Annotated in this window: 21 protein-coding genes and 1 tRNA gene; 7 read left to right on the top strand and 15 right to left on the bottom strand. The window is 63.5% G+C overall.

From position 1 onward, the window contains the following. The first annotated feature begins 10 nt into the window (after positions 1–10). From guaB to JJ896_18230, 6 genes are read left to right on the top strand one after another with little or no spacing between them, the layout of a single operon-like run. Positions 11–1,480 carry an IMP dehydrogenase gene (gene guaB, locus JJ896_18255; protein MBO6781607.1) on the top strand — a complete coding sequence of 490 codons (1,470 nt, stop codon included), beginning with the start codon at positions 11–13 and terminating at the stop codon, positions 1,478–1,480. Between the two features lie 3 nt (positions 1,481–1,483). Next, the gene (locus JJ896_18250) at positions 1,484–2,545 is read left to right on the top strand and encodes an aminopeptidase P family protein (GenBank protein ID MBO6781606.1); all 1,062 of its coding nucleotides are present in this window, start codon (positions 1,484–1,486) and stop codon (positions 2,543–2,545) included. A gap of 6 nt (positions 2,546–2,551) precedes the next feature. Continuing rightward, positions 2,552–3,220 carry a nitroreductase family protein gene (locus JJ896_18245; GenBank protein MBO6781605.1) on the top strand — a complete coding sequence of 223 codons (669 nt, stop codon included), beginning with the start codon at positions 2,552–2,554 and terminating at the stop codon, positions 3,218–3,220. A 3-nt stretch (positions 3,221–3,223) separates the two neighbouring features. Beyond that, a complete protein-coding gene (locus JJ896_18240) occupies positions 3,224–4,483 on the top strand; it encodes a glycosyltransferase (GenBank protein ID MBO6781604.1) in 1,260 nt (419 codons plus the stop codon). Between the two features lie 42 nt (positions 4,484–4,525). Next, positions 4,526–4,930 carry an ATP-binding protein gene (locus tag JJ896_18235; GenBank protein ID MBO6781603.1) on the top strand — a complete coding sequence of 135 codons (405 nt, stop codon included), beginning with the start codon at positions 4,526–4,528 and terminating at the stop codon, positions 4,928–4,930. Then, on the top strand, positions 4,927–6,720 hold the full coding sequence (locus JJ896_18230) for a methyltransferase domain-containing protein (protein MBO6781602.1): 1,794 nt from the start codon (positions 4,927–4,929) through the stop codon (positions 6,718–6,720). Before JJ896_18235 ends, JJ896_18230 begins: the two co-directional genes overlap by 4 nt. Here the strand turns inward: JJ896_18230 and miaA are convergent. The 5 genes from miaA to JJ896_18205 form a co-directional block, all read right to left on the bottom strand. Further along, positions 6,698–7,609, bottom strand: a complete 912-nt coding sequence (gene miaA, locus JJ896_18225; protein MBO6781601.1) for a tRNA (adenosine(37)-N6)-dimethylallyltransferase MiaA — start codon at positions 7,607–7,609, stop codon at positions 6,698–6,700. The genes JJ896_18230 and miaA overlap by 23 nt on opposite strands. Position 7,610: 1 nt before the next feature. Further along, the gene (locus JJ896_18220) at positions 7,611–7,946 is read right to left on the bottom strand and encodes a rhodanese-like domain-containing protein (protein MBO6781600.1); all 336 of its coding nucleotides are present in this window, start codon (positions 7,944–7,946) and stop codon (positions 7,611–7,613) included. Positions 7,947–8,126: 180 nt separating this feature from the next. Further along, positions 8,127–9,047: a tyrosine-type recombinase/integrase gene (locus tag JJ896_18215; protein ID MBO6781599.1), complete on the bottom strand. Its 921-nt coding sequence runs from the start codon at positions 9,045–9,047 to the stop codon at positions 8,127–8,129. Positions 9,048–9,746: 699 nt separating this feature from the next. Then, the gene (locus JJ896_18210; GenBank protein MBO6781598.1) at positions 9,747–10,553 is read right to left on the bottom strand and encodes a TerB family tellurite resistance protein; all 807 of its coding nucleotides are present in this window, start codon (positions 10,551–10,553) and stop codon (positions 9,747–9,749) included. Positions 10,554–10,614: 61 nt separating this feature from the next. Beyond that, positions 10,615–11,241 (bottom strand): thioredoxin family protein, encoded by a 627-nt coding sequence (locus JJ896_18205; GenBank protein ID MBO6781597.1) that lies wholly within the window; start codon positions 11,239–11,241, stop codon positions 10,615–10,617. Positions 11,242–11,395: 154 nt separating this feature from the next. On the opposite strand from JJ896_18205, the gene JJ896_18200 reads away from it, so the two are divergent. Then, positions 11,396–11,839 (top strand): CBS domain-containing protein, encoded by a 444-nt coding sequence (locus JJ896_18200; protein ID MBO6781596.1) that lies wholly within the window; start codon positions 11,396–11,398, stop codon positions 11,837–11,839. A gap of 31 nt (positions 11,840–11,870) precedes the next feature. On the opposite strand, the gene JJ896_18195 is transcribed toward JJ896_18200, so the two are convergent. The 10 genes from JJ896_18195 to JJ896_18150 all read right to left on the bottom strand — a co-directional run bounded on the left by JJ896_18195 (position 11,871) and on the right by JJ896_18150 (position 19,932). Further along, the gene (locus JJ896_18195) at positions 11,871–12,749 is read right to left on the bottom strand and encodes a hypothetical protein (protein ID MBO6781595.1); all 879 of its coding nucleotides are present in this window, start codon (positions 12,747–12,749) and stop codon (positions 11,871–11,873) included. Beyond that, positions 12,746–13,543, bottom strand: a complete 798-nt coding sequence (locus tag JJ896_18190) for a HEAT repeat domain-containing protein (protein ID MBO6781594.1) — start codon at positions 13,541–13,543, stop codon at positions 12,746–12,748. The genes JJ896_18195 and JJ896_18190 overlap by 4 nt, the downstream gene beginning before the upstream one ends. Further along, positions 13,543–14,169 (bottom strand): HEAT repeat domain-containing protein, encoded by a 627-nt coding sequence (locus JJ896_18185; GenBank protein MBO6781593.1) that lies wholly within the window; start codon positions 14,167–14,169, stop codon positions 13,543–13,545. Before JJ896_18185 ends, JJ896_18190 begins: the two co-directional genes overlap by 1 nt. Before the next feature lie 100 nt (positions 14,170–14,269). Further along, positions 14,270–16,018 carry a HEAT repeat domain-containing protein gene (locus JJ896_18180; GenBank protein MBO6781592.1) on the bottom strand — a complete coding sequence of 583 codons (1,749 nt, stop codon included), beginning with the start codon at positions 16,016–16,018 and terminating at the stop codon, positions 14,270–14,272. Between the two features lie 56 nt (positions 16,019–16,074). After that, positions 16,075–16,869, bottom strand: a complete 795-nt coding sequence (locus JJ896_18175) for a hypothetical protein (protein MBO6781591.1) — start codon at positions 16,867–16,869, stop codon at positions 16,075–16,077. After that, positions 16,866–17,399 carry a sigma-70 family RNA polymerase sigma factor gene (locus tag JJ896_18170; protein ID MBO6781590.1) on the bottom strand — a complete coding sequence of 178 codons (534 nt, stop codon included), beginning with the start codon at positions 17,397–17,399 and terminating at the stop codon, positions 16,866–16,868. The genes JJ896_18175 and JJ896_18170 overlap by 4 nt, the downstream gene beginning before the upstream one ends. 156 nt (positions 17,400–17,555) lie before the next feature. Beyond that, positions 17,556–18,431 carry a hypothetical protein gene (locus JJ896_18165; protein ID MBO6781589.1) on the bottom strand — a complete coding sequence of 292 codons (876 nt, stop codon included), beginning with the start codon at positions 18,429–18,431 and terminating at the stop codon, positions 17,556–17,558. Between the two features lie 108 nt (positions 18,432–18,539). Next, on the bottom strand, positions 18,540–18,821 hold the full coding sequence (locus JJ896_18160) for a hypothetical protein (GenBank protein MBO6781588.1): 282 nt from the start codon (positions 18,819–18,821) through the stop codon (positions 18,540–18,542). 21 nt (positions 18,822–18,842) lie between these two features. After that, positions 18,843–18,915: transfer RNA gene (locus tag JJ896_18155), tRNA-Lys, on the bottom strand. Between the two features lie 75 nt (positions 18,916–18,990). After that, positions 18,991–19,932: a S8 family serine peptidase gene (locus JJ896_18150; protein MBO6781587.1), complete on the bottom strand. Its 942-nt coding sequence runs from the start codon at positions 19,930–19,932 to the stop codon at positions 18,991–18,993. Positions 19,933–20,013: the final 81 nt, after the last annotated feature.

Below are 20,013 nucleotides of genomic sequence, written 5' to 3'. Positions count from 1 at the left end.
AGCCTCAACCATGCAGGACAAGATCCGCGGCGAGGGCCTCACCTATGATGACGTGCTGCTGGTGCCGGCACGCTCATCCGTGATGCCCCGTCAGGTGTCGACCTCAAGTCGTCTGACCCGCAACATCCATCTGAACATCCCGCTGGTTTCGGCGGCCATGGACACGGTGACCGAGTCCGATCTGGCCATTGCGCTGGCCCGAGAGGGTGGCGTGGGTGTGCTGCACAAGAACATGAGCATCGAGCGCCAGGCGTCGGAGGTGCGCAGGGTCAAGCGGTCGGAAAGCGGCATGATCCTCGACCCGATCACGAGCGCGCCGGACGACACGGTGGCCGATGCCCGGGCCCAGATGGCCCGATACTCGATTGGTGGAATCCCGGTGGTGGACCAGGACGGGCAGCTGGTCGGTATCGTGACAAACCGCGATCTGCGGTTTCAGATGGACGGCTCGGCGCTTCTGCGGGACGTCATGACACCCGCACCGCTGGTGACCGCGCCGGTTGGCACCACGCTGGATGAGGCAGAGGCACTGCTGCAGGAGCACAAGATCGAAAAGCTGCCTGTCGTTGACGATGCGGGCCGATTGGCCGGCCTCATCACCTTCAAGGACATTCAGAAAAAGAAGCAGTTTCCGCACGCCTGCAAGGACGCCCACGGCAGACTGCGTGTGGGCGCGGCGGTCGGCATTACGGTCGACATCCTGGACCGCGTCGAAGCCCTGGTAGCCGCCGGGGTCGACTTCGTCACCATCGACACCGCGCATGGACACTCCGACGGTGTGCTCAATGCGGTGCGTACTGTCAAACGCGCGTACCCGGAACTCGAAGTCGTTGCAGGAAACGTGGCTACGGCACAGGGCACTGCGGATCTGATCGATGCGGGGGCCGACGGCGTCAAAGTGGGCATCGGTCCGGGGTCGATCTGCACGACACGCGTCGTCGCCGGAGTCGGCGTGCCCCAGCTCAGCGCCGTGATGGAATGCGCGGCCGTGGCGAGTGCTGCGGATGTGCCGATAATCGCGGATGGTGGGATCAAGGTCACCGGCGACATTCCGAAGGCCATTGCCGCTGGAGCCGAGTGTGTGATGATCGGTGGCCTGTTCGCACGGGTGGAGGAAAGCCCCGGCGAAACCATTCTGCTCGAGGGCCGCAAGTTCAAGAGCTACCGCGGCATGGGTTCACTTGGCGCCATGGAGGCCGGCAGCAAGGACCGCTATTTCCAGGATGTGGAAGACGACATCAAGAAACTGGTACCCGAGGGCATCGAAGGGCGCGTACCATACTCCGGCACACTCCGGGAAGTAGCCTATCAGATGGTCGGCGGCCTGCGCGCGGCTATGGGGTACTGCGGCTGCGCGACAGTTACGCAACTGCGCGAACAGGCGCAATTTGTGCGCATCACCGCCTCAGGGGTTGTGGAATCGCATCCGCACAACGTGCAGATCACCAAGGAAGCCCCCAACTACGCGTCGCGCCGGTAGCAGGTGGGCACTCCGGGGGCAGAGCGGCTGGACCGCATCGCCGAGTGGGCCGGAGGGCCCGCACTCATCTCCCACGCACCCGACATCCGCTGGGCCTGCGGGTTTACCGGGTCCAACGCACTGCTGCTCATCCATGAGGATGCCCGCCATCTGATTACCGACGGGCGATACACGACGCAGGCAGCCCGGGAGGTCCACGACGCCGAGGTGCATATTGCCGAGGGCAGCCTGTTTGCGTACGCGGCGCGGGAGTTGCTCGAGCCTGGCAGGGTGGTGCTGCAGAGCGAGTACGTGACCCTGGCCCAGGCCGGCTCGCTTTCCGAGGCGAACGACCGGCTCGAGCTGGATCACCGGGATGGGCTCGTCGCGGCGGGCCGCGCCAACAAATCACTTCACGAGGTCGAAGCCATCCGAGCCGCTCAGGCCCTCACGGAGTCGGTTTTCCTTGAGGTGGTGCCGCGCATTCGTGCCGGAATGAGCGAGGCGGAGCTCGCTGCAGAACTGGTGTACGCCCATCTGAAACGTGGCGCATCGGGCATGTCGTTTGATCCGATCGTGGCAGCAGGCCCCAACAGTGCCATGCCACATGCGAGGCCCGGGACTCGAGCCCTGCAGGTCGGCGAGCCTGTGCTGATCGACATGGGCTGTTTCCTGGACGGCTATGCCAGTGACATGACACGCATGGTCCACCTGGGGCCACCAGGCCCCAGATTCCTCGAGATCCATACACTGGTGAATGAAGCCCTTGAAGCGGCACTTGCCGCGGCCCGGGCCGGAATGCAGGCCAGCGCGCTTGACGAGACTGCTCGATCGATCATCCGGCGGGCGGGTTTTGCCGAACACTTCAGCCACAGCCTGGGACACGGCGTGGGCCTCGAAATCCACGAGAAGCCTGCGGTGTCGCATCGGTCCCCGGCGACGCTTCCACCGAACAGCGTCGTCACCCTGGAACCGGGGGTTTACCTTCCGGGCGCATTTGGGGTGCGCATCGAAGATATTGTGGTCCTTCGCCCGGATGGCTGCGAGCGCCTAACTACCCTTCATCGCGATCTGACTATCGTCTGACCCTGCATGCCGGACTTTCCATTTGTGCCCTACGCCCATCCCGACCCGTGCACGGACGAGGAGCGCCTGGCGCGGGCCCGACAATTTCGCTCCATGCTGGATGGGCGACGGACTGTGCGGGACTACGACCCACGGGATGTGTCCGATGAGGTCCTTCTGGAGTGCATTCGGGCCGCTGGTACGGCCCCGAGCGGAGCCCATCGACAGCCCTGGCATTTTGTACTGGTTCGCGATCCCGACATCAAACGGCAGGTGCGGGAAGCGGCCGAGAGGGAGGAGCAGGCGTTTTACGGCAATCGCGCCCCGGAAGACTGGCTTGAAGCCCTCGCCCCGCTGGGAACGGACGCACACAAACCATTCCTGGAGACCGCCCCGGCCCTGATTGTGGTTTTCGCCGAACGCTATGGCGAGAATGAGGACGGGTCCCGGCGGAAGAACTACTACGTGCAGGAGTCCGTCGGCATTGCGACCGGCATGCTGATTTCAGCCTTGCACGCGTGCGGCTTGTCCACGTTGACGCATACGCCCAGCCCCATGGGATTCCTGCAGGAGGTGCTGGGTCGACCCAGTCGAGAGCACGCCTTTCTGATTTTGGTGGTGGGCCATGCGGCGGCAGATGCGCGTGTGCCCGACATCTCCCGAAAAGCCGTGGGCGAAATCGCGACGGTGCTGTAGGCCGTGCCCCGCAAACTGCTTGTGCTGGCCTACTACTTCCCCCCGATGGGGTTGAGTGGCGTGCAGCGGGCAAGCAAGTTCGTCAAGTACCTGCCCGATCACGGATGGCAGCCGACGGTCGTAACGGTGGAGCCGGGAGGCTACTTCGCGTTTGACCAGCACCTCTTGCGCGAATTGACCGAGCGCGAGATCCCGATCGAGCGGACCCGCTCGCTGGACCCCACGCGCCTCTTTCGGCCCTCGCGCACGATTGCACTGCCCTCCGAAGGCAAACGAAAACGGCTGGCGTCGCTCTCTCAATGGGTGTTTGTGCCGGACAACAAGGTGGGGTGGATACCCTTCGCGCTGCGCGCTGCCGGCAGACTGCTGGAGGAGGGGTCGTTCGATGCCATCCTGTCCACGGCACCTCCGTATTCTTCGCATGTGGTGGCGGCCCGGCTCGCCAAACGCTATCGCCTGCCTCTGGTGCTCGACTACAGAGACGACTGGATCGGGAATCCGCGACACATCTATCCCACGCCGGTTCACCGGGCGCTGCATCGCCGACTGGAGCAGTATGCAGGGCGGGCAGCTGACGCGGTCGTAGCCATTAACGAGCCCATCGCCCGTGCTATTGGAGAACGCCTGGGGGTGCCGACCACGGTCGTTCCGCAGGGCTTTGACGTCGAGGACTATCCAGCGCGCTCTGAGCGCTCGGACAACAAGCTCCGCTTTGTGTATGCGGGCGTGTTTTACGACCTGCAGACGCCGGATGCGTTCTTGAGGGGCCTGGCGCGGCTACTCGGCGAGCGGCCCGGGTTGCGAGAGCACATCGAGGCCCGATTTGTGGGCCTGTTTCCGGACCGCGGCAAGCGGCTTGTGCATGACCTGGGCCTCGAAGACGTGGTTCATGAGGTCCCGTATGCCGCGCACACCGAGGCGATGGCACATGTCGGGCAATCCGATGTGCCATGGCTTGTGGTGGGGCACGGGCCCGGGCAGGAGCAGATTTCTACCGGAAAGCTTTATGCGTACATCGGTGCCGGAAAGCCGATTCTCGGGCTTGTGCCCCCAGGCGTCGCAAATGAGGCGCTGTCGGCATACGGCGCCTCGTGGACGGCGCACCCCGACGATCCCGATGCCGTAGACGAGGCCTTTCGCGACATCGTTCGGTGTTGGGAAGAGGGTCAATGGCCCGCCCCGTTCGAACCCTTCCGGGCCGCGCATGACCGCTCCGAACTTGCCGGTACACTCGCGGCGGTTCTCGACCGCATAAGTTCATAAGTTCGGCCTCCCGCCCGGTTAATCCCCACCTCTGCAAATAGCATGCGCCTGCACCGTCAGCTTGTGCTTGAGACTGATCTCGAGCACATGGATCGGGTGGTCGAGGAGACCGAGCAGTTCCTCGTGCCGCTGGATTTGGATGAGGAACAGGCCTACAACATCGTCCTGCTGACGACGGAGGCGGTCACCAATGCCATGGAACACGGCAACGGCATGGATGCGGACAAGAAGGTGCACATCCACTACGAGGCAACCGCGACGCATGTGCAGGTGACTGTGCAGGACGAGGGCACCGGGTTCGAGAAGTCGGAGGTGCCCGACCCGCTCGCCAAGAAGAATCTGCTCGCGACCGGAGGGCGGGGAATCTTCCTGATGGAGGAACTGGCGGATGATATCCGCTACGAGGATGATGGGAGGCGCGTGATCATGCGATTCCGGGCCGGGTGACCAGGCGCACCGGGCTCGGTGTGGTCGGGGTGCTCGCCTGCGGGCTGTTGTTTCGATGGGGCGCGGACAGCCTCGATACATGGCCACTTATGGTGGCTGCGGGTATCGGACTTGCGGCGTGCGCTTACTGGATTCGGGATGCGGCGCCGCGCGTGTGGATCGTGGTGGTCATGGCGGTGCTTTTGAGGCTGCTGCTGTTTTCGCTGCCGCCTTCGCTTTCCGATGATTCGTATCGCTACGCCTGGGACGGCCAGCTGGTGGCCGAGGGGATCAATCCGTACCAGTATGTGCCGTCCGACGAGGCGTTGCGTTCGTTCCGGGCTCATCCCGGCTACGACTCCCTGAATTCGGCCGGCTTCTACTCGGTCTACCCACCGGCTTCCCAGGCGGTGTTCGTCGCCGCCCACTGGCTGAGCGGCGGGGCTTTTCCGGCCTCGTTCTATGTTCTGAAGGCGCTGGTCCTTGTGGCCGAATTGGCCGCCCTTCTGCTCCTCGCCAGAATTGTGAGTCCGTGGCTGCTCCTGGTGTTCGCGACACATCCCATGGCGCTCCTGTCTGGAGCGGGACAAGCGCATACAGACGCCCTGCTGGCACTTCCCGTCGTGGCGGCGGTGTGGGCGGCCCGCCGCGACCGGTGGAGCTGGGTAGGGGCCGCTGTCGCGGTCGCCGCGCATGTAAAGCTGTGGCCGGTCCTGGCTGCACCCGCGTTTCTCCGAAAGCCGCGTGCGGTGGCGACGGGCTTTTTGGTGGGAGCCGGACTGGCCGCTCCATTTGTCGCCCCCTACGTCTGGGCCCATGTGTCGGAGAGCCTGAACCTCTACGTGCGGTACTTCGAATTCAACGCAGGCCCGTATTACGCCGCCAAGGAGGTCTTTCGGCTCTTCACAGGCGACGACTGGAGCAAGCAACTCGGGCCGGCCTTCCGCTGGCTGTTTCTGGGAGGAGCCGGCGTGCTTCTGTGGACAGCCTGGCGGGCCAGATGGACGCTTGAAAGCGTGCTCTATGGCCTGGTGTTCCTGCTCACAGTCACAGCGACGACCGTGCACCCGTGGTATCTCTACGGGGTACTGCTGCTGGCCGTACTGACCGGCAGGCACGTCGCCGCGTGGTCGTGGCTTTCCGCGTGGTCGATCGGGACTTACCTGCTGTACACAGGCGGACCCTACTGGGTCTTTGTCGTGGTCGCCTGGACGGGATTCGCGTTGCTGCTTCTTCCGTCATGCGCGCAATGGGCCCTCAAACGACGCGCCGTCTGGAAGGCCTCCTGGGTGAGTGCGTTCGCAGGGGGCAATTCCTGGCTGGATGTGGGAGGGGGAGAGGGGTACGTCGCCGCGGAGCTTCGCCAGCGTCACGGAAAGGAGGTGACGGTGCTTGAGACCGAAGACCGCACCGACGGACTGGCGGATATGCTACTGTACGACGGTGAGGTTATGCCCCTGCCGGCACGCTCGATCGATGCGGCCTGCGCCGTGTTTGTGCTGCATCACGTCGACAACCCCGGAGGACTCCTAAGAGAGATGGCGCGCGTCAGTCGCGGACCGGTCATTGTGGTGGAGAGTGTGCTGCGAGGAGACGTGGATCGACACGTGCTGCCGGTACTCGACCGGCTGGCCAACTTCTGGCGTGCGCCTTCGCGGGCCGCGTGGAAGGAGCACTCCTCCTTCCGATCAGCGGCCGATTGGCGCGCCCTGTTTGCTGATGCCGGCTTTCAGGTGACGGCTGAGTCGATCCGGTACAGTCCGCTGCACGCCAAGCACTTGTGGCGCCTCACATCCCGAGACGCTGTCTGACTGCGGCGCAGGTCGCATCGACCGAATCGAATCCATCGAGGGGCAGCCAATGCCAGTCATCGCGCCCTCGAAACCATGTTAGCTGCCGCTTGGCGTAGCGACGTGAGTTGCGCTGGATAAGTGCAATGGACTCATCGAGACTGCGCTCGCCACGCACAAAGGGCACCAGCTCCGAGTAGCCGATGGTACGCAAGGGATTGGCTTCCGGGTCGTAGCCCGCCTCCATCAGCCGATGCAGCTCCTCGATGAGCCCCGCCTCGATCATGGCGTGAACACGCTCGTCGATTCTGGCATAGAGGCGTTCCCGTTCCCGGTCCAGCACGACCACCCCGTACGAAAAGCGGGGAGGGGGCATGTCCTCAAAGAAGGAGGAGAGCGGCCTGCCGGTGGAGGCGTAGACCTCGAGACCCCGCACGATGCGCTGGCTCTTCGTGGGATCCAGGGTGGACGCAAATGCAGGGTCCACTCGCTCGAGAGCCTGGAAGAGCACGGCCGGACCAACGGTTTCCAGCTTTTCGTTCAGAGCAGCACGTACCGCGGGGTCCGTGGCCGGAATGTCCGCGAGGCCCTCGACCAGCGCCTGGATGTACAGCGTGGACCCTCCAACGACGACCGGCGAGCGGCCGCGATCCAGGATCTGGGCGATGCGTTCTTCGGCCACCCGGGCGTAGCGCCCGGCCGACCACGGGTCGCCAACGGTCGCCTCGCCAATAAAGTGGTGCGGAACGGCTGCGAGCTCTTCCTGGGTGGGTTTGGCTGTGCCGACATTCAGTTCAGCGTACAGCTGCCGGCTGTCACACGACACAATTTCCCCGTCCAGTTCGCCTGCCAGCTTCAGCACCACGGCGGTTTTGCCGACCGCGGTGGGCCCGGTGATCAGCGGGATCACATCAATACTGGGGCATTTCCGGGTCGATTTCCCGGCTCCACGCGAGTACGCCTCCGTCGAGGTTCACCGCACCCGTGAATCCATGCTGCTGGAGGTACTGAACCACGCGGGCCGACCTCTGGCCTGAACGGCAGTAGACGATCAGCTCGTCCGAACGATGGGACTCGAGTTCCTCCAATCGATCGGGTAACTCTGACATCTCGATGTGCAGGCCGCCGAGTGAGGCGATTTCCCGCTCGAAATCACGCCGCACATCCAGGAGCACCGGATCGGCGCCCGCTTGTCGGCGGGCCTTGAGGGCGTGAACGTCGATTGACGGAATCGAGGTGGCAAACATGTGGGACCGATGGGCTCTGAGGGACCCCGAAAATAGCACACGGTATAGTGTAATACTTGTGCAAACAGATAAATGCCGTTATTGGGATCCCTCCAGGAACGCAGGATCAGGGGCCACTTCCGTTATTGGGCCGATATCCGTATCGACCGGGGCGTGGCCATTGGCAATCGCGAGCCGAGCCTATACGTCCAGGTAGTTGGCCGAAGAGTCGTCCGGTCGTGCGTGGGTGTACTTGCTGGTCGTGGCGAGCGACTCATGACCGAGGGTCTCCTTGACCAGATGAACCGGAGCACCCCGGTCGAGCGCGTGGGACGCGTGCGCATGGCGCAGCCAGTGTGGAGAGACTTTTTGCGGCAGCCCCGCGCGCCGAGCCGCGCTTCGCACAATGCGCCACATCTGTTGGCGCGAAAGCGCTCCACCACGAATGGACCGAAACACCGGATCATCCGGGCGGCCGAAGCCGCCGGCCTGCTCGGACTCCCAGTACCGAGCAACCACGTCCCAAACCGATGCCGGAAGTAGCACGGTGCGCACTTTCGAGCCCTTTCCCAGAAGCGTGATCTGAGCGGTCGCACGCCCGTTTGATGATTTGCGCGGTCTCACGGACGTCCACGTCAGAGCAACGAGCTCGGAAACGCGGGCTCCCGAGGCGTAGAAAAGGCGGAGCAGCGCCGTATTGCGTGTAGAATCCGGATCGTTCAGCAAGAGCCGCGTTTCCTCCTCGGTCAGAATGCGCTCGGACAGGTGGCTGGGCACCTTGGGCAGATTGAAGGCCGCTCCGACATTGACCGTCAGCACGCCGATGCGATGACCGAAGCTGAACAGGCTCTTCAGCGTCGCCATCTTGCGAGCGATTGAGGACACCGACAAGTCGCGGGCCGTGAGCTCGTCATTCCATTCCCAGAGGTCGTCCAGCTTGACGTAGTGCAAGCTGCCGCCGAAGAACTTCAGGAATTGGTTCGTGTCCCGACGGTAAGCCTCGGCCGTCCGCGGACTCTTGCCGCGCAGCCAAAGATTGATCAGATCCTGGTCAGACCCGGTCGACCGCGCCAGACGCATCTGATCACGCTCACTGTACACAGGAACCAACTTATCGGACATGGGGGCTCTCAGCGCCGTTTGTTACCTTCGTGATGAAACATAAGGTAAATTACGTTGCATTAGCAAGTGGTTGGGTTGGTGGGCGTTTGAGGGAATTGCGTGGGCTGCGGCATGGCGGCCCCTGCGGCTGGTCTGTCCGCTGCGGCGATGCGGCGCGACGGCCTTTGCGCCACGTGTCCGCAGCTGCGCCGCGTCGTTGCGGCTGGCGTGTGCTTTGGCGCCGAGGCCGATGCGCCGTTGTGTGGCCCGCTCGCCGGTGCGCTCAAAAGCTGATTCGCCGCCGACATGGAATAGCGTGCCCGGATTCCACCTCATGACACTCCAGAACCGACCGCGAGTGGAATACGGGCCTCCAGTCCATGTCGCGACCACGGCGACGTGGTCCCATGTGTAATGCGCCGGGCGTTTTCCACAAACGCGCCCGGCCGCAGGCCCCAGACGCGCGGTTTCAAGCCGGACGCAGCGCGCGGCCAGAGCTCGAACCCGGCCCCGCGGCCAAGCGCGACACCGCCCCCAAGCCGAGCCCGCGGCGCAAGCGCGGGCCCAGAGAGCCGGCCCCCGGACGCGGGCGCGGCCACAGCTAGCAGGCCCCACGATGCAGCGCGCCTCAAGCCCCCATCGCCGGGCACGTTGCGCACCCTGCCCCGCCGGCCGGGCGCCGCTCGGCCCAGGATTCGCCCCGCGAGGCAAAGACAGAACTCAGGCGTCGACCCGCACGCCCAGCTGCCAAGCCTGCGCAAGCGACCCGATCATGTCGGCCTCGTTACGGTTCATGCGGCCGTCAGCCTCAGCCACCGCGATCAGGTCATCCAGCACGATCAAGCGCAGCGCGTGCGGCAGCCGCTCCTTGATGGAGCTTGCGCTCTGCTGCAGGATGACCGTGAGCTCGAGCGTTGAATAGATCTCCAGCGCCGACCGAATGATTTCCCGCGTGTCGTCGATCTCCAGTTCGGAACGCCACCCCGAGAGCCGGCCGGACAGGCTGTCGATCTCGACCTCGTCAAGACTGCCGGTGGAGCCATGCGCCACGGCGATGCCCAACACGGCGATGTCATGCAAAATGGACCACACCGGGCGGCTGTCGATGGTCGCCGTGGTATTGGCGATCAGTTCCGCCTCCGAACCGCGCAGATCCCAGGTCGCGGCCAGCACAGCAATCAGCGACCGTTCCGAGGTCAGCAGGAGCCCATCGGCCTCTGCCACGCGCATGACGTCTTCCAGTGCGCGCTGCTTGGACGCAGGTTTGAGCACCGTATTGAGGTTTTCGATGGCTCGCACCACCTCGTCACCCTCCTCGTCCTCCTCGAACACCGCCCAGGCTTCGACAACGATCTCGCGGATTCGCTCTTCGTCAGCCTCGGGGCGCCAACGGGAAAGCGCCGCCGTCAGACTTTCGATCTCCCGGTCGGTGAGTTCGGCGTCTGCGCCGTAGGCAAGGGCGATGAAAATCAGCGCCAGGTCCTGGGCGTTGTCAGGGCTGGTCGTAGGGTCGGTCTTTTCGCTCATGGGCTCCATGTCAAGATCGGCGAAAATAGGGCACAACCGTCCTACATTCCGCCCGTCCCGATCAACCGGAGACTGCCAGAAAACGCTCCTCCAGCTCTCTCGCCACCTCCAGCCAACCCTCGCCTTCGTACCACTTGATGGTGGCCGCAGATACGGTCGGACCGTCGGCGCCTGATGCCTGCAGCTCCTTCCGGTGTACGTCCAGGGCCAGAGGCTTGGATCCCCACCGAAGAATCTCATTGCCCTGGGCATCGAAGACAGCCAAAACCGGAATGGACCGGGCCTTCTTTGTCAGATACCGCTCCATTACGGACAGGTTGTCGTCCCGAAGGAGGAAGCGCACCTCCGCGCTCGGGGCGGCCTCAGCGGCCGCCAGCACCACCGGCAAACTGTAGGCGGCATCGGCACACCAGTGCTCCGTCAGGAAGAGCCAGGTTTGTGCCCCCTGCAGGCGCATCAGGGCCTGGAACGACTCAGGCAGCTCGAATGACTCGGTGACCCGATTGAATCGCTCCCAGTTGTAGCGCACATAGAACCGGTATCGGCGCTCCTCACGGTCGAGCCCGCGCAGCGGCGCCTCCGCAAGCTGCTGCCACTCGGCCAGCAGCTGCTCCGTGGTCATGCCTTTTCGGGTCAGATCATACGCCTCGGACATCGAGACGGGTACGATAAGGTCAGTATCAATCATGGTTGTCGGGCTTGCCATGCTTAGACCACAACGACTCATATTTGTTACAACAAATACCGTGCAGTTCCCGGTCAGGGAACCACCACTTTGTCCTGCTAGACTTGCATTTGGCGTCGGGATCGTTTGATTGTGGTGGATCCAACCCGTAAGTGCCATGAATACAAGCGTTGACGACCTCCTCCGCCGCAAGGGAAACGACGTCATCACCATCGACGAGAACGCCACGGTGTTTCAGGCGATAGAGATCATGGAGGCCCGCAGGGTTGGTTCCATTATCGCCACCTCAGAGGGCCGGACGGCCGGCATTTTCACCGAGCGCGACTATCTGCGCCGCATAGTCTTACAGGGACGCACCTCGCGCAGCACGTTGGTCAAGGACGCCATGACGAGCGATCTCGTCAGCGTGGAACCGGAGATGTCGGTGCAGGACTGCATGGCGCTGATGACCGAGCACCGCATCCGACACCTTCCGGTTATGGCGGACGGACGCCTGGTCGGTGTGCTGTCCATCGGGGACCTGGTAAAAAGCCTCCTGAAAGAATCACAGGCCAAGGCAGAGCACCTGGAGAACCTCATTTCCGGATCCTATCCCGGCTGAGTGTTCCCCGGGTTCCCAACCCCCTCCCCGACTACTTCAAGAGACCCGCCCTCCGGGCCAGGACCTCCAGCGCAGGCAGGCCCCGACCGTCGTCCAGATAGGCAAGATTCAAGACGGCATGCCGCTTGACCTCTTTGCTGGTGCCTGACTCAATCAAGCGCTCCAGCCTCGCCGGAGCGCCGGCCTCGTCGGAATTCACCAGCGCATAGACGGCGCTCCGTTGCACGCGAGCGTCGTCGCTATCTCGCTCTTCGGCCGAGCCACGCATGAGGCCCATCCGGCTCGCAACGGCATCGGCCATCCAGAAACGCGCCCGTTCCCTGACCTCCTCATCCGGATCGGAGTGGGCAAGCTCAAAGAGAAACGGCACAACGGTATCCGGCAATTCGTGCAGACCGATTGCAGACACTAGGTCCTCCCGTAATTCCCCACGTGAATCGTCCAGGAGCGCCATGAGCCAGGGCAGGGAATCTAGCGGGTCCGCCTCCCCCAGCCAGACCAACGGCTGCCCGCCGAGTCCCGCTGGCGCGCCCATCGACCGAATGCGCGCATCCCGAAGACTACCCTCCTCAAGCTGAAGAAGGACAGCCACGGCGGTCGTTTCTGTCTCCTCACCGGATGCGCGCAGCAGTGCGCGCCGGGCCGCCTGCTCGACCGTCGGTGGATCCAAAACGTCTTCCAGAGTGCGTCGGTCTGAATTCAGATTGCCGCCGTAGTACATACCGCCGTACTCCGTGCGAGGAACGGTGAACCCCACCCAGACACGGTCCCACTCCCGATCCTGCGCGATCCCTGCAGCGTAGCTGAGCGACTCGGTGACGTGTACCCCGGTGGCCCGTACGACATCCTGCCCGGAGGCCGGCACCGCGAGGGTCAGGACGGCGGCCCACACTGCCAACTTCTCCTTCATTGTTCCGTGCGGGCGAGTTCCAGCAAGTACATCCGGGCTTCCGGCAGGTCCAGGTTCCCCACTGCATACACCGCCGCCTTCCGGATTTCCCGGGACGTGTGACGGGCGATGAGGTCCTGCAAGGCCGTCAGGGCCTCGGGCGTGTTCACGGCCCCGATGGCGTACCCGGCCGCCTTGGAGACATCAACGGACGGGTCCTCCAGCGAGGCCCGCTTCAGTCGCTCTATGGCATCGTTTCCCGAGTGCCTGCCCAACGCATACGCGGCGGCCTTCCGCAGGTCGACGGACTCGCTTGAGACCAGCGCATCTGAGACCACGCGACCTGCTGCCGGCACATCAGACAGAATCCCGTAGGCGTACAGTCTGCCCCGTATCGCCCGGCCGCTGACGCTCAGCCCGGAAAGCGCCGCGAAACTCTCCGATTGAGTAGCGGCACCCAACCAGCGGATCGGCCTTCTGCGCTCCTCTGGCCTTCGTTCCACTGCCGGAGAATCCAGCCTCTGCGTACGGATGTGGACCACCGATCCTCCCTCGAGTCTAAGCATGATGGCTGCCTGGGCCGGGTCTCCGTCAGACAGGCCGAGCACCTCACGCAACGGCGGATCGTTCTCCGACCAGGACGACATCATGGCCTGCGAATCCACGGTCCAAAGTATGGTCGCCTCCCCCCGCTGGGCCAGCGCCCAGGAAAGGCGGTCCTCAAAGGTCTCCGCCGTGGCGGGAGGCTGAACCACCTGCTGAGCCCGGACCATGCCCGGACTCAGCAGGAGAAATGCAATGAGCAGGCGACGCATTAGTCCAACCCGCCGACCAGGTTGATCAGCACCTCCCGAGCTGACTCCAGGTCACTGTTCCCCAGCGCATAGACGGCCGCTTTCCGCAACTCCGGTTCGCCCTCCCGCGCGATCTCGGCGAGCGTAGCGACGGCCTCCTCAGAGTCCTCATTGCCGATCTGGTACAGGGCCGCCTTCCGGACTTCGAGCACATCCGATTTCTGCAGCACCTCTACAAGCGGACCGACGTCGTTGTCCTCGATCGTGTTCGACAAAGCGTACAGCGCGGCCTTGGCGGTCTCGGTCTCCCGGTGCGAGATGGCCGTTTCCTTTAGAAACTCCGCAGCCGATGCTCCGCCAACGTTTCCAATGGCGTAGAGCGCTGCCTTGCGCACCTCCTCATGCTTCGCCTCGTTGACGATGGGCACCAGAAGATCAATCTCTCCCTCCTCCAGCGAGTTCGCCAGCGCATAAATGGCAGCCTTGGCCACCTCAGGATCTTCAGAGTCCGAAGGCACCGGGGTGTCTGCAAGGACCACTTTGGCGGACTGCGTAGCGGTGCGGACCTCGTCTACAATGAAGGGGGACGCGATCAGGAGCGCAGCGGCACCGATGGTGGCCCATCCCAGGAATTTCGTTGTGTTCATGGCAGTTTCCTCCAGATACAGTGGTGGCTATTCGTGCCGCACATCGGCCGAAGAACCGTGTTAATGGGTGATTGCGCGTCGCCCTGCGGCGACAAACCGACTAGTCGTCGCCGCCTTCCAGGATTTTGAGCAAGGCCTCCTGCGCAGCCTCCGTGCCTATGTTGCCAAGGGCCTGAACAGCCGCGGTGCGCACGCGCGTGCTGGCATCTTCCTGGACCACGCGCACCAGGATTGAGACAGCGCGGTCCTCACCCGTATTGCCCAGTGCGAATACGGCGGCACGGCGCAATTCGGGGTCGCGCTCATCTTTCAAGATGCTATCCAGGGCCGCGGTCGCCTGGCTCGTATCGGAATTGCCGATGGCGTAGAGCGCGGCTCGGCGGACCTCGGCATTCGTGGCCTTGCGCAGGACTTCGATGAGCACACTGGTATCGTCATCGACGTGGTTGCCCAGCGCGTACACGGCAGCCTTGGCCAGTTCCGACTCTGCCGAGGTCGTCGCGACGTCCATGAGGAAGTCCCTGGCACCCCGCCCTTCGCTGTTTCCGATGGCATACAGGATCGCTTTCCGGACCTCCACCGACTCGCTTGCGCCGTAAATCTGCCGCAGAGCGCGCGATGCACTCTCGCCATCCGCATTTCCGATGGCGTAGACAGCAGCCTTCTGCAACTCGTTGTCATCAGAAGACATGGCCACCTCGCGCAGCATTTCAACCGCACGCGCGCCGTCCCGGTTGCCCAGCGCATACAGCGCCGCCTTCCGTACCTCGACGGACTTGCCGTTCTGGACCACGGACATCAACGCCTCCGAGCCGGCGCTTGAATCGTGGTTTCCGATGGCGTAGGCTGCAGTTTTTGCCAGTTCCGCATTGGTGGAGGATGTCGCGATCTCAGCCAGGAACGGCACCAACCCACCGTGGTCGCTGTTGCCCAGGGCATACAGCGCGGCCTTCCGGACTTCGACGGCCCCATCGCCCGAAACAATGGTTTTGAGCGCCTCCACGGCTGCCGCTCCGTCGCTGTTGCCCATCGCGTACACCGCCGCCTTGCCCAGCTCGATGTCGCCGGAGCCGGCAGCCAGTTCGGCGAGTACTGGCACCATGTCGGGAGCATCCACATTGCCAAGGGCGCGGACCGCGGTCTTGCGGATTTCGGTCTCCGCATCCGAAGCCACTATGGCCTTCAGCGCCGTGACAGCCTCGTTGTGCGAGTCGTGATTGCCCAGGGCGTAGACCGCGCTCTTGCGCACGGAAACGGACGCGTTGCCGAGGGCAATCTCCTGGAGTTTGGGCATCACTGCGTCGCTGTCGAAATCGCCCAGCATATACACGATGCGGCTGCGCACCTTGTCGCTCGTCGAGCGGTCGTAGACGGCCAGAATGGTGTCCAGCGCGCGATCGTCGCCGAGGTTTTGGAGGGCATACAGGGCGGCCAGAGCCACGTCCTCATCGTTCTCCTGCTGCAGATCCCTAATGCGGGTCATGTACTCGGGCTGGCCGGCACTCGAGAGCGCACGAGCCACCCTGATCATGTTGGCTTTGGCATCGTCGGCGTAGTTGCTGCGACCGTGGGCTTCCACGAAGTCGGAGTAGCACTCAAATACCGCGGACGAGGCCGAGTCCAGCTGATCCTGCGCGTAGCAGGCGTAGAATGACGCATCGTCGGCGCGGTCATGACGGCTGTACGTCCGCGCAAACTGCCGCATCGCGTCGCGGGCCTCGGACCAGCGCTGGTCCAATACCAGGGAATTGGCCGCACGGTAGGCGGCATCTGCGTCGGAAGTCTGGGCGGCGGCTGGCGCGACAAGTGTCGTCAGCAGCACAATCAGGATGATCTTGTACTTGGTCATGGCTCTTTCCGGATGGCCCGGAGGCTGGCGTATCTATGTACAGTCGACGGGTAGCGCTACACGGCCGCTCCCGGATCCTTGCGGGTCTCGGGTTTGCTCACCGTGCGGCGCATCTGCTCCACATCGATCTTGAAAAGGAGTGCGTTCTGATCCACGCCCGCCTTCATGATCTCGAGTTCGGGCACGTCCACGCGCTCCTCAAGATTGGCGAGTTGAAGCAGAATGATTTCGAGTTCGCTGACCAGGGCCCTCAGACGCTGCTGTTCAGACTCGGAGAGTGTCGTCTTCAGAAAGTTGGCCTCCTGCAGCAGTTCTGAGGCAATCGCACTGCGCTGAGGCAGGTTCAGGCTGGCCGGGTTGTCCGTCGCAGGGTCAAAATTGACCACGCCGAGCAGCACCGTCTTTGAGCGGTCGAGGTACGAATGTGCGCGGGCTTCCACAGGCGTGAGCTGCGCAGTCAAAGGCAGACTGGCATTCGGAGCGCTGGTCTCCTCCTGCGGAATGAGGCGTCCGATGGCAATCCCGATCACCAGAACAGCGGCCACGGCAACCATGCGATACGTCCACGCGGGCAAACGACGCATCCGGGGCATCGGCAACGGGCGCAGCGTGTGACGAGCCGTTTCGGTCAGGACGCGCTCTTCCAGGCGCGCAAGAACGGCTTCTTCAGGCGCGAAGGCCGGCCGATCCGCGGTCAACTCGAGCGTCTCCTGCAGCGAGCGAAACTCAGCGGCGCAGGTCGGGCATTCCCGTAGATGGTTCGCAATCACAGCCTCGTCGGCATCGCCGAAGAGGACATCGACCATGACAGGCTGCCAGGATTCACACGCGGTGAAATGATTCTCTTTCATGATTCCTGCCTCAGGTAATGCAGGGAGGAACGAAGTTTTGTGGTGGCGCGGAAAAGCAGACTCTTCACGGTGCCGTCCGCCACGCCCATCGCCTCGGCCACCTCGCGGGTGGAGAGCTCCTGGTAGTGTCGCATGACGAACGCACTGCGTTCTCGGGGAGAGAGCTGCTCGAGCGCACGATCTATGTGCGAGCGGGTGTCTGTGGCCTCGGCACCGGAATCCGGTGGCCTTTCGGCGCCTTCCCAGGTGTCGGTTTCCGAGACGTCGCCGAACAGCCTCATGTGGCTGACGGCTTTTTTCCGCTTGCGATTCAGGTGTGTGTTGACCGCAATGCGCCGCAGCCAGGCATAGATGCCGGAGTCTCCGCGAAAGGTCGAGAGCCCACGATGGGCCTTGATAAACACCTCCTGCGCTAGGTCCTCGGCGTCATGCGCGTTGCCCGTCAGGTCGTAGGCCAGCGCCAGAACGCCCCGTTTGTATTGCCGGACGATCTGCGGAAAGTCCAGCTGGCGGTGGAGCGGGGTCTCCATGGGGAGTGTTTGGGTGACGGCGTACATGCTGTGGCGAGAGCGATCGTCTCCATAGACAGCATGCGGCGTGGCGCGGTTTACACGAAACGCAGGGTTCGTGCGATGGGGTCCGCGCCGGGCCTGAGCGGAGCTCGGTTGGGGCGCGCCAGCGTCGGTTTACCCCGCGGCGATCACCCGGTGAAAGTGCAGCCGCACCTCCCCCATCACTACGCGCCTGAGCCCCTCTACAATGCAATGCGGCTCGTTCTCGGACTGGCCCTGCCGGATCACCTGCTTCAGCGGAGTGCCCGGCGGTACCGCAAAGGTGCTTTGGTATACAATCTGATTGCCCGCATCGAGCTCCGGAACGATGAAGTGGCAGGTGGCGCCAAACGTCAGCATGTTGCTGGCGAAAGCCGCGTGATACGGCCGAATGCCCGGAAAACCTGGAAGCAAGCCGTGGTGCAGATTGATGATTCGCCCGCCAGCAAAGCTCCAGCACATGTCTGGCGGGACCAGACGCATGTAGCGCGCCAAGACCACGTAGTCCACCTGGTAGTCGTCGATCAGGCTCATGAACCGCTCGTTGTCCGGTTCGCCCTTCTCGTCGCCGATCATTTCAAACGGTACGCCCGCGTTGTCTGCCAGCGGCCGGCAGCGGTCGCGATTGCCGATCACCACCACCGGATCCGCGGGCAAAACGCCGTTCGCAGCTGCATCCAGAATCGCCTGCACCGGCTCCTGCCTGATGGTGCAGCAAATGGCGATGCGCGCCCGACGCCCCCAGCGCGGGACCCAGGTCCGGATCATGAGGTGGGTCTGACGGCCAATCTCCTTCATCTCCGCTCGGAGGCGCTCAACGCGGTCATCCGCCAGGTGGACACGCACGAGCATGGCGAACTGGCTCGCCTCGTCGCGGTCGTACATCTGGATCTCGGCGATATTGGCGCCGGCCTGCGTCAGGCAGTGGATGATCGGATCCGCCAGGCCCCGGTGGTCCGGGCCAATTGCGGTTACGATTACTTCCGATTCGTCGGGGCGAAGGTCGGTCATTCCTTGCTATCGCTCGTTCAGCGCCTCGGCCAGCGGCACTCTGACTTCTGTGAGGCGGCCAGCGCCCTTCGTCTCAAGACCGACCTCGGTCCACCACAGGACGAGTACCTAGGTCTCTCCCTCCCAGTAGAGCGAAAACTCTTCTTCGGGCACGACGGTGCTCTCTCCTGGCTCCAGGAAGGTCCCATTCAGATCCGGTGCAAGGTCTGACAGGCCTGCCATGAGTTCGCCGATCACCATGTAGTGGACGCGTTCATCCAGGCCGTTACGAAGGACGAGCACACCGTTGCCGGCACCGACGCTGAATTCGTCCTCATCCCCGATGGGCCATTCGCACGCGCAGAGGGAAACAAGCGCCAGAGCGAGAGCAACCAGAAATCGGCGAGTCAACAAATCAGTAACCGAACGTCGTAGGCCCGCGGGGACTCGAACCCCGAACCCGCTGATTAAGAGTCAGCTGCTCTGCCAATTGAGCTACGGGCCTGAAGGCGCGCTACAACCTCGTACCCGCAAACACGCTCCCTGCTTCAACAAAAACAGATGGTTGGGGCTCGTTGCCCTACCGACCCGACGTCGGCTCCGCACTCGCCAGCGCCGGCTCCAGCTCAACCGGAGGCGCAACCGGAATCATGTATGCGTCTCCGCGCGGATCCATGACGATGCCATCCGCAAGCATGCCGCCTCGCAGCAGCATGCCGGTCACGTGAGCTGCCGCCGCTGACGTGCCGCTGATGGTCTTGTAGCCCCCGTCCTTCCACGTCGAGCGTACCCGCACGCCCGGAGCCGCGAAGTCGACGGCCGTAGATCCGAAATTGGAGAACATCGGCCAGCGGTCCCCCCTCGCAATCGCCGTGACGGTGTACACGTTCTTGGCGTTGAGGCGGGCTGGAGAGAAATCGCGCACGTGGCGGCCCTTGTTGCCTGCGGAAGCCACGAAGGGCACCCGTTTGGCGGCCCGCCGAACGGCCTTGTCAACCCGTTTGTCGGCTGCAGCTCCTATGCTGAAGTTCACCACGTCGCACAGCTGCTGGCCGTCCTTCAGGCGCGATGCGGCGTATCGAATGCCTGCGAGCACATCGCCCGTATAGCCCTGGCCGTCCTTGTTGACCACCTTGATGGCCACGACGGTGGCGCCGCTTGCGATCCCCGTGACGCCGATTCCATTGTCGATGGCGGCGACGATGCCGGCCACATGCGTGCCGTGCCCGTTGTAGTCATGTGGATCGCCCTGCTCCGGTCCTCTGGACACAAAGCTGCGACTTAGTTCTTTGGAAACGTTCAGGTCGGGGTGGTTGAGATCGACGCCGGAATCCAGGATGCAAACTCGCCCATTAACCGGGGCTGCCCCACCAGAGCGCACGACATTCCACAAGTCGGCATCGCTGTGTGTGGTAAACCCGGCCAGTTCGAACCGTGGCTCAGGCCGCTCGAATCCTGCGCACCCCGCGACGCCGGCAACCAGAAGGGTCGCGATGGCGCTCATGTAGCGGGAGTGGTTCATATGTCGGCCTCGTTCTTCTGCGCCGAGTCGCACAACCGCTGCACGACCGACGCGCATTCATGGAGGCTTCAAGAAGCCTGC

Source organism: Rhodothermales bacterium (assembly GCA_017643395.1).
In the GTDB taxonomy this organism is placed as follows: Bacteria; Bacteroidota; Rhodothermia; order Rhodothermales; family UBA10348; genus JABDJZ01.
The sequence above is the reverse complement of the archived record's forward strand: the minus strand, read 5'-3'. Positions and strand labels throughout refer to the sequence as shown.

Coding starts and splice junctions, on each gene's coding strand:
- guaB (MBO6781607.1), top strand. CDS start 11: ATGCAGGACAAGATCCGCGGCGAGGGCCTCACCTATGATGACGTGCTG.
- JJ896_18245 (MBO6781605.1), top strand. CDS start 2,552: ATGCCGGACTTTCCATTTGTGCCCTACGCCCATCCCGACCCGTGCACG.
- JJ896_18235 (MBO6781603.1), top strand. CDS start 4,526: ATGCGCCTGCACCGTCAGCTTGTGCTTGAGACTGATCTCGAGCACATG.
- JJ896_18220 (MBO6781600.1), bottom strand. CDS start 7,946: ATGTTTGCCACCTCGATTCCGTCAATCGACGTTCACGCCCTCAAGGCC.
- JJ896_18215 (MBO6781599.1), bottom strand. CDS start 9,047: ATGTCCGATAAGTTGGTTCCTGTGTACAGTGAGCGTGATCAGATGCGT.
- JJ896_18210 (MBO6781598.1), bottom strand. CDS start 10,553: ATGAGCGAAAAGACCGACCCTACGACCAGCCCTGACAACGCCCAGGAC.
- JJ896_18205 (MBO6781597.1), bottom strand. CDS start 11,241: ATGATTGATACTGACCTTATCGTACCCGTCTCGATGTCCGAGGCGTAT.
- JJ896_18200 (MBO6781596.1), top strand. CDS start 11,396: ATGAATACAAGCGTTGACGACCTCCTCCGCCGCAAGGGAAACGACGTC.
- JJ896_18195 (MBO6781595.1), bottom strand. CDS start 12,749: ATGAAGGAGAAGTTGGCAGTGTGGGCCGCCGTCCTGACCCTCGCGGTG.
- JJ896_18190 (MBO6781594.1), bottom strand. CDS start 13,543: ATGCGTCGCCTGCTCATTGCATTTCTCCTGCTGAGTCCGGGCATGGTC.
- JJ896_18185 (MBO6781593.1), bottom strand. CDS start 14,169: ATGAACACAACGAAATTCCTGGGATGGGCCACCATCGGTGCCGCTGCG.
- JJ896_18180 (MBO6781592.1), bottom strand. CDS start 16,018: ATGACCAAGTACAAGATCATCCTGATTGTGCTGCTGACGACACTTGTC.
- JJ896_18175 (MBO6781591.1), bottom strand. CDS start 16,869: ATGAAAGAGAATCATTTCACCGCGTGTGAATCCTGGCAGCCTGTCATG.
- JJ896_18170 (MBO6781590.1), bottom strand. CDS start 17,399: ATGGAGACCCCGCTCCACCGCCAGCTGGACTTTCCGCAGATCGTCCGG.
- JJ896_18165 (MBO6781589.1), bottom strand. CDS start 18,431: ATGACCGACCTTCGCCCCGACGAATCGGAAGTAATCGTAACCGCAATT.
- JJ896_18150 (MBO6781587.1), bottom strand. CDS start 19,932: ATGAACCACTCCCGCTACATGAGCGCCATCGCGACCCTTCTGGTTGCC.